At 57.8% G+C, this 13,405-nt stretch carries 8 protein-coding genes and 1 pseudogene; 3 read left to right on the top strand and 6 right to left on the bottom strand.

Annotation, left to right across the window (positions count from 1 at the left end):
• Positions 1 to 146 precede the first annotated feature (146 nt).
• The 3 genes from HQ912_RS05350 to HQ912_RS05340 form a co-directional block, all read right to left on the bottom strand.
• Complete coding sequence (locus HQ912_RS05350; protein ID WP_173406554.1) at positions 147 to 389, bottom strand: hypothetical protein; 243 nt, start codon at positions 387 to 389, stop codon at positions 147 to 149.
• 640 nt (positions 390 to 1,029) lie between these two features.
• Complete coding sequence (locus HQ912_RS05345; RefSeq protein WP_047229034.1) at positions 1,030 to 2,613, bottom strand: peptide chain release factor 3; 1,584 nt, start codon at positions 2,611 to 2,613, stop codon at positions 1,030 to 1,032.
• Positions 2,614 to 2,779: 166 nt separating this feature from the next.
• Entirely contained in the window at positions 2,780 to 3,688 is a 909-nt protein-coding gene (locus HQ912_RS05340; RefSeq protein WP_047229035.1) for a hypothetical protein, read from the bottom strand.
• Positions 3,689 to 3,864: 176 nt separating this feature from the next.
• Between HQ912_RS05340 and HQ912_RS05335 the strand changes: the two are divergent.
• Positions 3,865 to 4,055, top strand: a pseudogene (locus tag HQ912_RS05335) (glycine/betaine ABC transporter ATP-binding protein); the annotation flags it as partial.
• 3 nt (positions 4,056 to 4,058) lie between these two features.
• Here HQ912_RS05335 and HQ912_RS05330 read toward each other — a convergent pair.
• Together HQ912_RS05330 and HQ912_RS05325 are read right to left on the bottom strand one after the other, a co-directional pair.
• The gene (locus HQ912_RS05330; RefSeq protein ID WP_173406553.1) at positions 4,059 to 5,630 is read right to left on the bottom strand and encodes a hypothetical protein; all 1,572 of its coding nucleotides are present in this window, start codon (positions 5,628 to 5,630) and stop codon (positions 4,059 to 4,061) included.
• 50 nt (positions 5,631 to 5,680) lie between these two features.
• The gene (locus HQ912_RS05325; protein ID WP_107321869.1) at positions 5,681 to 7,126 is read right to left on the bottom strand and encodes a DUF2599 domain-containing protein; all 1,446 of its coding nucleotides are present in this window, start codon (positions 7,124 to 7,126) and stop codon (positions 5,681 to 5,683) included.
• 629 nt (positions 7,127 to 7,755) lie between these two features.
• Between HQ912_RS05325 and HQ912_RS05320 the strand changes: the two genes are divergently transcribed.
• On the top strand, positions 7,756 to 8,919 hold the full coding sequence (locus tag HQ912_RS05320; protein ID WP_047229038.1) for a type III PLP-dependent enzyme: 1,164 nt from the start codon (positions 7,756 to 7,758) through the stop codon (positions 8,917 to 8,919).
• A gap of 191 nt (positions 8,920 to 9,110) precedes the next feature.
• Positions 9,111 to 11,636, top strand: a complete 2,526-nt coding sequence (locus HQ912_RS05315) for a PepSY domain-containing protein (RefSeq protein ID WP_173406552.1) — start codon at positions 9,111 to 9,113, stop codon at positions 11,634 to 11,636.
• A 139-nt stretch (positions 11,637 to 11,775) separates the two neighbouring features.
• Here HQ912_RS05315 and HQ912_RS05310 read toward each other — a convergent pair whose 3' ends face one another.
• A complete protein-coding gene (locus tag HQ912_RS05310; RefSeq protein ID WP_173406551.1) occupies positions 11,776 to 13,317 on the bottom strand; it encodes an alkaline phosphatase in 1,542 nt (513 codons plus the stop codon).
• Positions 13,318 to 13,405: the final 88 nt, after the last annotated feature.

The raw sequence follows: 13,405 nt of genomic DNA, 5'->3' as shown, positions 1-13,405 counted from the left end.
GCGCCCCTGTGGCGAGGAGATTTATCCCCGCTGGGGCGCGTAGCGGCCGCAAATCGACCACCTCGGTCTATGAGGCCGGAACACAACTAACCCCTTCCCTCCGATCAACATCGATCGGCCGGAAGGGGTTTTTTGTTATCTGAACTCTACGTCTGGCTATCACCTTCATCACCATCATCGGCATCAGGATCATCAATCGTCGAATCGTCATCATCCTGATCGCCGGGTTGCTGTTCTTCATTGGCGGCAAGGATCAATTCGCCCTGCGCCACGGGCCCGTTCGCCGCTTGCTTTTCATGCTCATCGCACTCGGCCCAAGCCGCTGACGAACCGAGGGACAGCATCAGCAAAACCTTCAACAAAATCATCGCGCGTAGAAATGCGTTCATAGCCGATTCCTTTTTTTCTCTGGTTAAAGCCCAAGCCTGACGGCGTTCAAGAAACGCTGATCCTGAACGGTCGGTTCCTCAGATAAGACGCCCATGCACAGGCAGAAATGCCATGCGGGCACAGAATGGTTTCGAATAAGGATTATCCCGAACGGTTATGAAGTGGACCGACTATCAGCTCACCCCACAAACCTTGTGGGAGCAAGGCTTGCCCGCGATGGCGAAGGCACATTCAACACCCCCGCAACCAGACCCACCGCTATCGCGAGCAAGCTTTGCTCCCACAGAGGAATCTGGGCCGAACACAATTTTTTTGCCCGCTGAAGTTCCTGTGTGGGAGCGAGCCTGCTCGCGATGGCGGTGGGTCAGCAGCTTTGAGATTGACTGACACTCCGCTATCGCGAGCAAGCTTTGCTCCCACAGAGGAATCTGGGCCGAACACATTTTTTTGCCCGCTGAAGTTCCAGTGTGGGAGCGAGCCTGCTCGCGATGGCGGTGGGTCAGCAGCTTTGAGATTGACTGACACTGCGCCATCGCGAGCACGCTCGCTCCCACCGGGGGTTGGTGGTGCCCAGTCGTTAAGTGGAAATAAAAAACCCCGCAGCTTTCGGTGCGGGGTTCTGGGTGTAAAGCTCAGCGCTTAGTGATGCTCACGCGTCGCACGGAAGTTCACATCCGGCCAGCGCTCTTCCATCAGCGCCAGGTTTACCCGGGTCGGGGCCAGGTAGGTCAGGTGACCGCCGCCATCCAAGGCGAGGTTTTCCACGGCCTTGTTGGAAAACTCTTCGAATTTCTTCTTGTCGCCACATTCGACCCAACGAGCGGAGTACACGGTGATCGGCTCGTAGGAGCACTCGACCTTGTATTCCTCCTTCAAACGGCTGGCGACGACGTCGAACTGCAGCACACCGACAGCGCCGAGGATGATGTCGTTGCTGCGGGTCGGGAAGAACACCTGGGTGGCGCCTTCCTCGGCCAGTTGCTGGAGGCCCTGGCGCAGTTGCTTGGATTTGAGCGGGTCTTTCAGGCGCACGCGGCGGAACAGCTCCGGGGCGAAGTGCGGGATGCCGGTGAAACCCAGGGCTTCGCCCTCAGTGAAGGTGTCGCCGATCTGGATGGTGCCGTGGTTGTGCAGGCCGATGATGTCACCGGCAAAGGCTTCTTCCAGTTGCTCGCGTTCCGAGGAGAAGAACGTCAGGGCGTCACCGATGCGTACGTCCTTGCCGGTGCGCACGTGGCGCATCTTCATGCCTTTTTCGTATTTGCCCGAGCAGATGCGCATGAAGGCGATGCGGTCGCGGTGCTTGGGGTCCATGTTCGCCTGGATCTTGAACACGAAGCCGGTGAACTTCTCTTCCACCGGCTCCACGGTGCGCTCGTTGGCGACACGGGCCAGCGGGCGCGGTGCCCAATCGACCACGGCGTCGAGCACATGGTCGACACCGAAGTTGCCCAACGCCGTACCGAAGAACACCGGGGTCAGTTGGCCGTCGAGGAATTCCTGCTGGTCGAACTCATGGCAGGCGCCTTGCACCAGCTCCAGCTGCTCGACAAAACGGTCGTACTCGTCGCCCAGGTGGGCGCGGGCCTCGTCGGAGTCGAGCTTCTCGATGATTTTGGTTTCGGTGCGTTCATGACCATGCCCGGCGGTGTAGACGATGATGTAATCGTCGGCCAGGTGGTACACGCCCTTGAAGTCGCGATAGCAGCCGATCGGCCAGGTGATCGGCGCGGCCTTGATCTTCAGGACCGCTTCGATCTCGTCGAGCAGTTCGATCGGGTCGCGGATGTCACGGTCGAGTTTGTTGATGAAGCTGACGATCGGAGTATCCCGCAGACGGCAGACGTCCATCAGGGCGATGGTCCGTGGCTCGACGCCTTTACCGCCGTCGAGGACCATCAGCGCCGAGTCCACCGCCGTGAGGGTGCGGTAGGTGTCTTCGGAGAAGTCTTCGTGGCCCGGGGTGTCGAGCAGGTTGATCATGTGATCGCGATACGGGAACTGCATGACCGACGTGGTAATGGAAATACCCCGCTGTTTTTCCATTTCCATCCAGTCGGAGGTGGCATGGCGGTCGGACTTGCGAGATTTCACCGTGCCGGCCACTGCAATCGCCTTGCCCATCAGCAAGAGCTTTTCAGTGATGGTGGTCTTACCGGCATCGGGGTGGGAAATAATGGCGAAAGTGCGGCGTTTCGCGACTTCGGCGGCCTGTTTGGTCATGGGAAATCGCCTGGCAGGTGATTCAAAAAAGGGCGGCGATTATAGCCCAGAACCCCCTCTATGGACCACCTGCGCAAGAGCAGCCTAACGACTCGCCCCCCCCTCGACGGCACACGTCCAACGCAAGAATCAGACATCTTCATCACCGCTGCCCAGCCCCAGAGGTTCAGGATGAGATAGCCTGATCAGCGGGAATAAACTCAAATCTCGCATCATTTGCGGCCGTTTGGGGAAGCGTAATCTTGATCATGGGGATCCAAATGCCGGTCTGCGTTTTAAAGTCCCGTTGATCATATTGAGCGCCAACCTTACCCGTATCATTGATGTAAAAAACGGCCTCAATCGGAAGGGTCTGACCAATATTCTGAGCCCACTTTCTCACGCGAAATTCATTCTGCGTACCAAATGCGGAGGCTGGAAGTTGCCCCTGGGCCTTCACGCCCTCGGTGAACGCAACGGCGCCTCTTTCATCCAGCTCGTCACGAACATCGAAGCCACACAATGCACCGTACATACCTGCGTTAGCGTTGAAATGGGCAATATAGTGCGCGGCTGTGGTAATACCTTGGGATTGGCAAGGTCGGCTGTTGGGGCGATTGGGATATTGACCACAACCTTCGTCAGGTCGATGGTCAGTGGCGCCGTCGACTGGAAAGAAGCACAGCACCGCCAATGCGATCTTCCCTGTCGGTTTAAAAAAATCGGGATAAAGAATAAAGCCGTTATTGTAGCCAAATACTAATTTGCTGAACTTCGCGTCTTTACGCAGCCAGGAAAAAGAAACGCCCGTCGATGCTGGGTTGGGATTCCAAAAATGAAACTGCGTGGAGTGTTGGGTTGCCCGTAGCGTCACCCCTGTGCATAAAAACGACGGCGCCGAGGGGTTGTTGCGACACATGGTCAAGACGTTGTTATAGGCTTCCGTGAGATAGGCCGCTATTTCTGGACCGGTACCTGCGCCTTGGACGCCAACAGCCTGTCCTGACGGCTCATCAATAGTGCTCCTATCCAATTCATGTGTTGCACAGCCAGCCGTCAACAATAAAAACAGCACAATGCAAAATTGTCTTTTCATTTCAGACTCCCATACATGAACAGACAAGGCTCTAAGTAAGCTATGTCTTTTTCAGGCTTTTTCCGTTAACAGTTTTATCTACGCTACAAGAGCGCTCCCCTTCGAACACCTGTCAACTTTCACAGTGCTCAATACTTATTTGAAATAAAAAACCGAGTGTTCCTTCTTAATCCACCAGAGAAGAAGTGATCAGCGAGAGCAATCAGAACAAGGCCCAGGGTTTTGTACGACGCCGCGACTTGCACCGTCAGAACGGCGCCTGCTCGCAGTACCTGAGCGAATGAATCGATGCCGAGTACCTAAGCTCCGGCAAGTCCCGTGGGGTAAGACCAGTATTGTTTCGCCAGCCGAGACAGCGTTGGCCTGACGTTTATAGCTGGACCCGGAGCACTTGGGAAAACAACCACTGCGGGCTGAGTTTGGTAAACACCGAATAATTGATCAGCACCGTTTTTCCCTTGTGTTTCGAGACCCAGGTCGGGTCAAGAACGAAAGAATTGGGCTTACCGGCCGTAACCAGCTGATGGGCCGTATCAAGGAAGGTTTCCCCTATGACACGTACGCGCAGGGTCGAGCCCGACGGATCTGGAGAGTTGACTGTGACTGTCCCCGAGGCATAACTGGGTGCCGGAAGCACCAGCGCCTGGGGATCGATGGTCAGAAACCGCACCCCAGACTCCAGGGTTTCACCGGCACCGCTTTTCTTGATGGTGTAGCTCACCGGTACGGTGAGCCCGATGCTATCGACGACCTCAGTGCGGGGAATCAGCACCTGTTTGTTCGCGGGAAGCTCGCCGTATGCGACCGGCGGACTGCTGTATGGCACCCGGCCTCCCCACCGAACGCTCAAGATATCGGAGGCGGCAATTGCTTCGGTGGGCAATTGCACGATGAGGTATTCATCCCTATAGATATCCTGAGTGTTCAGACGGTCGCCAGAGACTGTGCTGTAAGCCTTGGGAATGGTGGGTGCAGCAAAAGCGGGCATCGGGATAACCGGGGAGATCGCTTGGTCCGCACTCACATATTGGAAACTGAAATGACCTTGTGGGCTGGGAGGCAATGTGACACGAACGATGGGGATAAAAAGACCGTTGGTGCGCTCATGATATTTTTTTTGGTCGATTCGGGAGGTTTCCAGATCGTTTGAGCCGGTGATCCAGAAAAACGCCTGGATGGGCAGCGCAGCCGGATTTTTTTCCGGCCAGGCTTCGATGCGAAGCTCGTTGTGATTCTTGAAATTAAAATCGGCGCCCCCGGCCTCAAGCTCAACAAGTTTTCTGACTTGCAATCCCGCATTGAAGTTAGCCACGGCTTGCTCATTCAACGCATCGTTGAGCATCCACGCGCAACTGGCAGGATTTCCGTAACTGACCCTTCGAAAATGGGTCAGCCAGGCCCTGGCAGTGAAAATATTCTGTTCATTACAGGGTTTACTAAGGGGATAGACGAACTGAGTAATGCTGTCACGGCAACCGTGGGCGCCCGGTTTGCTGCGATAGATCGTCGCGCCATCGTAGGGAAAATAACAGATGATCGAGGGCCTTATTTTTCCCTGCGGAACCCGGAGGGTGGGATAAAAAATATAGCCATGCCGGGCTTCGTTGTTGCCCCATGGCGCACCACCAAACTTGGCGTCGGCCCTCAGGTAGGAAAATGAAACCGCGCCGCTGGTCCTGGAAAATTCGCTATGGTCCCAAGGATCGAAGTTTCCTGCGTTGGTTGTGCGTGCCACGACACCCGTGCATAAAAAAGCCGGTGCCGTGGCAGCGCCACAGTTGACCGCGGTGTCGTAGTAGTTGCGGGTCAAGGCGGCTGCGGTTGCTTCTCCTGATTGCACGCTCGTGGCCACGAGCGCTTCGCTAAAGGACAGCGGCGAAACACAAAGACTGCCCAGTAGAATCAGCAGCTTTGCTGATTTTTTAAGCGTGAGAGTTGCCATGTTCGTCGCCTTGAGTATCCCGGTCGGGTCAACAGGCTGATCTGACCCTTTCAATGAGGATTACACCGGTTATCACCCGGCAATTTAATAATCACATCATGGGCCACATAGGGACGAGCGGGCTCAAGGCTCCACGTAGGTTTATTCTCGGCGATATCGGGGGAATCAAGATGGCAGGCCAACTGACGGCGCATGCTGCTGCCCATGTTATCGAAATTCCAGTCCTTGCGATTCGGATCAAGGGCAGCAGCCTTGATCGCCAGCTCGGCCAGCACGACATTGGTTTTCCCTACGCCGGCTTTTCTTCCGCAGGCCGTGGGCGTGACCTTAAGCGATGAAATTTTTCCCAATACGGGTTCTACATAATTGTTATCCCACTCGATCTTTTCTATGTAGTTATCGCAGGAACGACTATCCACCGGGGCTTGAACATGCTGATCGGCGGGGTAGTAAGCAAATTTCGCGTCCTCAGCGATCGAGTTCGGAAATTGTATTTTTATGATCGGCTTCCACGTATTGCCTTGCTCTACCCATCGGCGCTGATCATCTCGAGCAAACTCACGAGACGTAAAAGTCTTTGTAGTTCTGTCAATGTAATCAATACCACTCTCATAAATAAAAGCAGCGATAGGGAGCTCCAGGTACGTGGCTTTTGCTGAGTCGCTGTCACTGGCGACAGGCGCATCAAACTTCACCCGTTCCTGACTGCCCCAGTCCCTTTTCCAGTATTTATTATCCGGCCAGGTTTCAATTCGCAGCTCCGACTGGGTATGGATCGCATCGTCCTTTTCCTCAGGATCATTGGCCAAAATTTTTCGTGCTTCGACAAACGTATTGAATGCATCAGCCTTGTTATAGGTACCGAAGTAGTCTCTCGTGGTATCAAAGCCGCATTGAAACTTGTGCGCTTTCGTGGCTTCAGGGTCTCGGGTTTGACGGTCATAGTGCTCCATCCACGCCTTGGCATTGCTGATGCCCAGCTTCTGGCAATAGTCCTCGACAACGCCGAGGGAGTTCCCATTCTCCTGATAATCGCCGCAGCCGCTGTTGTTTCGATAATTCGTCCAGGAATCAATAGGAAAGGCACACAACACTTTGATTTTGAATTGCGTCTTTTCATTCACAAAATCATTGGGCACCAAGGCAAAACCATTGAACCTGAGCATGCCAAGACCATTGAACTCCACATCTTTTCTTAAATATGAAACCGATGTACCTCCGGCCGCTATACCGGTGCCTCCCGCTTCCAGGCTATGCGATAACGGGCTGGGATCCCACGGCAAATAACTTTGTTTACTGGCGATCCCTCGAAGTATCAACCCAGAGCAATCAGACGCCAACCTGCCACTTCCACAATCCCGTGCGGTCAATCGATACCAGTACTCCATCAATTTGGCCGTATCGGTGCCAGGGCTTGCCTGCAACAGGCTGGAGCCCGATACAAAACCGAGAAACAAAGAAATGTTTAATATCCGTATGACCCGACGCTTGCGCATGACTCTCTCCTAGAGCTTTTCATCGCTCAGCTCAATCAGTTATGCAATCTCGCCTAATAACCTGCGTTCCCGGCATAAACCCAACACCGGTTTTATTCAGCGGCGAGTACAACTGGAGTCTTGAGTATTCGATGATCGCTTCGTCGCGCCCACTGTCGACACTTACAGTTTTTTAGATCTGTTTAAACGATTTCCTCATAACCGGCCGCCAATCAGTCAACAAATGATCTGCCATGAAACACCCTTCCAAGCTGCCATGTGCAAATGGCCAGCCTGGAGGCCTGTGTCGCATTGCCGAGGAACATCTGACTGTCACACAGGTCGGTTACATCAGGAGCTGTCGCGGGCCGCACGACGAATGAGTGCAAAAACGCGACATTTTTTGTTGATCTCAGGCCCCTCACGCCCTAAAGTTCGCGCCGAACGTCCATGCTGGAAACGATCCATCCGGCTCAAGTACTGACGACGAGACAGCAAGGCCAAGGGAATCAAGCATCCCGTGGCCTTTTTGCTTTCGGCGACATGCCTTGGGAAGTAGGCGAACCAAAGTGGGGATACGGAGGACGTTCACGAGGGCTGCTTGCCCTTACACCCATTGATCCTGATGTTTGCCAGTAGGAGTCCCAAGTATGTCGATCCAGGTCGAAGATTATTTCGCGCGCGAGACCTTTCAGAAAATGAAGGCGTTCGCCGACAAGCAGGAAACCCCGTTCGTGGTGATCGACACCGCGATGATCTCCCAGGCCTACGATGACCTGCGCGCAGGTTTCGAATTCGCCAAGGTCTATTACGCCGTCAAGGCCAACCCGGCAGTGGAAATCATCGACCTGCTCAAGGATAAAGGCTCGAACTTCGACATCGCTTCGATCTATGAGCTGGATAAAGTCATGAGCCGTGGCGTAGGCCCGGATCAGATCAGCTACGGCAACACCATCAAGAAATCCCGGGACATCCGCTACTTCTACGAGAAGGGTGTGCGCCTGTATGCCACCGACTCCGAAGCCGACCTGCGTAACATCGCCAAGGCCGCGCCGGGCTCGAAAGTCTATGTACGCATCCTCACCGAAGGCTCGACCACCGCTGACTGGCCGCTGTCGCGCAAGTTCGGCTGCCAGACCGACATGGCCATGGACCTGCTGATCCTGGCCCGCGACCTGGGCCTGGTGCCGTACGGCATTTCCTTCCACGTCGGTTCGCAACAGCGTGACATCAGCGTCTGGGACGCGGCCATCGCCAAGGTCAAGGTCATCTTCGAGCGCTTGAAAGAAGAAGACGGCATCGTGTTGAAGCTGATCAACATGGGCGGTGGCTTCCCGGCCAACTACATCACCCGCACCAACAGCCTGGAAACCTACGCAGAGGAAATCATCCGTTTCCTCAAGGAAGACTTCGGCGACGAACTGCCGGAGATCATCCTGGAGCCGGGCCGTTCGCTGATCGCCAACGCCGGCATCCTGGTCAGCGAAGTGGTGCTGGTGGCCCGTAAATCCCGTACCGCCGTCGAGCGCTGGGTGTACACGGACGTGGGCAAGTTCTCCGGCCTGATCGAAACCATGGACGAAGCCATCAAGTTCCCGATCTGGACCGAGAAGAAAGGCGAGATGGAAGAAGTGGTCATCGCCGGCCCTACTTGCGACAGCGCCGACATCATGTACGAAAACTACAAGTACGGTTTGCCGCTGAACCTGGCCATCGGTGACCGTCTGTACTGGCTGTCGACCGGTGCCTACACCACCAGCTACAGCGCGGTGGAATTCAATGGCTTCCCGCCGCTGAAGTCGTTCTACGTGTAATTCGCTGGTCGCTGGACCCGAAAGCCCGTGACTGTGTCACGGGCTTTTTTGCAATAGCGCGAAACGCGCCCATCAGCGCAATGCTATTGACTTCAGGCTTGTCTGAATCATGTGGCTTTTATGTGTGTTTATGAATGGTTCTCGATAACATGCGCGCCATGATGAACAGCAATGACTGAAAGGCGAGTGACGTGTTTAAGAAAACCCTGTTCCAGTTGCACTGGTTTTTCGGCATCAGCGCCGGGCTGGTCCTGGCGTTTATGGGCATTACCGGTGCCGCGGTGTCGTTTCAGGACGAAATCCTGCGGGCGTTGAACCCCCAGGTGTTGATGGTCCCGAAACAACCGGAAGGCGTCCTGCCGCCTGCCGAGCTGGTGCAACAGATCGAGGCCGCTTCCGGTAAAACCGTCGCCATGCTTTGGGTCGAGACCGACAGCGGCCACGCCGCACGGGCAATTTTCGCCGCCCCGCCTGGGGAAAAGCGCGGGCCCATGCGCTATTTCAACCCGTACAACGCACAATTCATGGGCGATGTGGTGGGCCAGGATCTCTTCGCTCTGATACTCAGGCTGCATCGCGTCCTGGCCTTGGAGGATGTGGGTCGACAGATTACCGGTGCCTGCACGCTGATCCTGGTGTTTTTCTGCCTGTCCGGGCTGTACCTGCGCTGGCCACGCCAATGGAAAAGCTGGCGTGCCTGGCTGACCCTCGACTGGGCGAAAAAAGGCCGCAGCTTCAACTGGGACCTGCACTCGGTGGCGGGCACCTGGTGCCTGGCGTTCTATCTGCTGGCGGCCCTGACCGGCCTGACCTGGTCCTACGATTGGTACAACAAAGGCGTGACCCACCTGCTCTCCGATTCCCCCGAAGAAGAACGGGTGCGCAACCGCGGCCCAGCGCCGAGCGGCCCGCCGCCGGTGGCCGATTATCGGGCCATGTGGAGCAGCATCTACAGCGCCGCGGGCCCTGGCCTGATCGCCTACAACGTGCGCATGCCGCCGGTGGCCGGGCAACCGGCAACGGTGTTCTACCTGCTGAAAAACTCACCTCATGACCGGGCGCTGAACCAGCTCATCCTCGACCCGGCCACCGGTGTCATCAGTGGTCACAGCCGCTACAGCGACAAGAGCCTCAAGGCGCAGTTGCTGACCAGCGTCTACGCCTTGCATATCGGCAGCTATTTCGGCCTGATCGGGCGGATCCTGGTGACGGTCGCCGCGCTGACCATGCCGCTGTTCTTCATCACCGGCTGGTTGCTGTACCTGGACCGTCGCCGCAAGAAGCGCCAAATCAAGAATGCCCGCCAGGAGCTGGGTGCCAACCGCAGCGATGCGCCCGCCTGGCTGATCGGGTTCGCCAGCCAGAGCGGTTTCGCCGAGCAACTGGCCTGGCAGACCGCCGGCCAGCTCCAGGCTGCCGGTTTGCCGGTGAAGGTCCAGCCGCTGGCCGGTGTCAGCGAGCAGGAGCTGAGCAATTGCAGCCACGCCTTGTTCGTCGTCAGCACCTTTGGCGACGGCGAAGGACCGGACAGCGCCCGGGGTTTCGAGCGCAACGTGTTGGGTCGGACCATGAGCCTGGAGCGCCTGCAGTATTCAGTGCTGGGCCTGGGCGATCGGCAATACGAAAACTTCTGCGGCTTCGCCCGACGCCTGCACACCTGGCTGTCGGAGCACGGCGGCAAGACCCTGTTCGCTCCGGTGGAAGTCGACAGTGGCGACCCTTACGCCTTGCGTCACTGGCAACAGCAATTGGCCGAACTGACTGGCCAGGCTCCGCTGGACACTTGGCAGGCGCCCAGTTTCGAGAACTGGACCCTGCACCAGCGCACCTTGCTCAACCCCGAGAGCAGCGGCTCTGGCGTGTATCTGTTGGGCCTCACCGCGCCCGGCCCGAGCAGTTGGCTGGCCGGTGACCTGGTGGAAATCCTGCCGCGCAATGACCTGTCGGCCATCGACCATTTCCTGGAGGGCCTGGGCATCGCCGGCGTTGCTCGCGTGCAGGTCGATGGCTTGCCCCAGCGCCTCGATCAGGCCCTGGCCAACCGCCAACTGCCGGAAAATCGCGCCCATCTGGTGGGCATGCATGCCCAGGCCCTGGTGGATGCCCTGGCGCCACTGGCACTGCGCGAATACTCCATCGCTTCGATTCCCGCCGATGGCCTGCTGGAACTGATGGTGCGCCAGGAACGTCACGCCGACGGCAACCTGGGTATCGGCTCCGGTTGGCTCACCGAACATGCGCCGCTGGGCAGTGCAATCAGCCTGCGGGTACGCCGCAACAGCGGCTTCCATCTGCCGCCTCAGGGCGTGCCCATGATATTGCTGGGCAACGGCACCGGTCTGGCCGGCCTGCGCAGCCTGCTCAAGGCGCGCGTGGCCGAGGGCATGCAGCGCAACTGGCTGCTGTTCGGCGAGCGCCAGCGCGAGCATGATTTCCACTGCCGTGATGAGTTACAGGAATGGGTGACATCCGGCGATCTGGAACGCCTGGACCTGGCGTTTTCTCGGGATCAGGAACAGAAAATCTACGTCCAGGACCGCCTGCGCGAATCCTCGGCCCTGCTCAAGCAATGGCTGGCCGACGGTGCGGCGATCTATGTCTGCGGCAGCTTGCAGGGCATGGCGTCGGGCGTGGATCAGGTGCTCAACGACGTGCTCGGCGCCGCGGCAGTGGAGCGCTTGATCGAACAGGGCCGGTACCGGCGGGATGTCTACTGACAAGCCACCCGCTAAAACACTGCCCTCTGTGGGAGCGAGCCTGCTCGCGATGGCGGAGTATCAGACGGCACTTTTGTCGACTGACACAGCGCATCGCGAGCAGGCTCGCTCCCACATTGATTGGTGGCGTACTTGAAACTCAGACCGGCTGCAACTTCTTCTCGAACACTGCCAAACCTTCCAAGTCCCGCAACACCACGCTCATCTCCCCGCTCTGGCCGTCGATGTTCACCTCGCCAAAGAACTGATATCCGGCAAACGGCGACGTGTTCTGCGCCGGGGGGGCTTTCTGGAACACCACTGCGGGACCGAACGTCTTGTCCAGAGGATTAGGCCCGAAGCTGCCGGCATTCAACGGCCCGGCGACAAACTCCCAGAAGGGTTCGAAATCCTGGAACGCGGCCTGTTCCGGGTGGTAATGGTGGGCGGCGCAATAGTGCACGTCAGCGGTGAGCCAGACGTAGTTGCGCACCTGATGCTTGCGCAGGTAGCCGAGCAACTCGGCGATCTCCAGCTCACGGCCCTGGGCCGGCCCCGGGTCACCGCTGGCGACCGCTTCCCAACGCGACACGCCGGGGCTGACTTCGCCGTCGGGCACACCCAGGCCGATGGGCATGTCGGCAGCAATGACTTTCCACTGGGCACGGGACTGCTTCAGTTCGCCCTTGAGCCAGTCCAACTGCTCGCGACCGAGAAAGGGTTTGGCCCCGCCGAGGTTGGCGTCGTTGGCTTCGCGGTAGCTGCGCATGTCCAGCACGAACACATCCAGCATCGGCCCGTAAGCGAGCTTGCGGTAGATCCGCCCGCCGCCGTCGGCCTTCTGCAAGCGCATGGGGGCGTATTCCAGCCAGGCCTGCCGCGCACGGCCCACAAGACTGTGGATATCCTTGGTCTGGTAACGTTCATCCAGTTGCTTGCCCGGCGACCAGTTGTTGACCACCTCATGATCGTCCCATTGCCAGATCTGCGGCACTTCGGCGTTGAAGCGGCGCACGTTCTCGTCCATCAGGTTGTAGCGGTAGTTGCCACGATACTCGTCCAGAGTCTCGGCGACCTTGCTCTTGGCTTCAGTGGTGAGGTTGCGCCAGATGCGCCCGCCTTCGGTGGTGATCTGCGCCGGCACCGGACCGTCCGCGTAGATGGTGTCGCCGCTGTGGATAAAAAAATCCGGCAGGCGCAAACGCATGGCTTCGTAGATGCGCATGCCGCCAATATCCAGGTTGATCCCGAAGCCCTGGCCGACGGTGTCGCCGCTCCAGACAAACCGGATGTTGCGCTTGAACTGCGGCACGCTGCGCAGGTGACCGAGCCAGGGCTCACTGGCGACACCGGTCTGGGCGTCTTCAAAATGCACGCGGTAGAAAATTGCCTGGTCAGGCGGCAGCCCGGTGAGCTCGACCCGAGCGGTAAAATCGCTGCGGCTGTCAACCAGTGGCGAGACAAAACGCCGCGGGTTGGGCAACTGGCTGCGGGTGTCCCATTCCACCACCATCCGGGCCGGGCGGTCGCAGCGGCTCCAGATCATCGCCCGGTCGCCCTGCAAATCGCCAGACTGCACGCCATCGGTGAGCACCGGGCGATCCTTGACTGAGGCAATCACCGCCGGCGCCAGCCCCGGCAACAACAACCCCGCCCCCACGGCTTGCATCACACGGCGACGGCCCAGGTCAAATTCGCTCATGGTGTTTCCCCCAAATGGGGAAACTTAAGCATGGCAGTGTTAATCAGGCGTGACAGGGATCTTGTGAACACCCCAAAACCACTGTGGG

The organism is Pseudomonas sp. MPDS (assembly GCF_013283895.1).
Lineage (GTDB): Bacteria > Pseudomonadota > Gammaproteobacteria > Pseudomonadales > Pseudomonadaceae > Aquipseudomonas > Aquipseudomonas rhizophila.
This window is presented reverse-complemented; position numbering and strand designations above follow the sequence as displayed.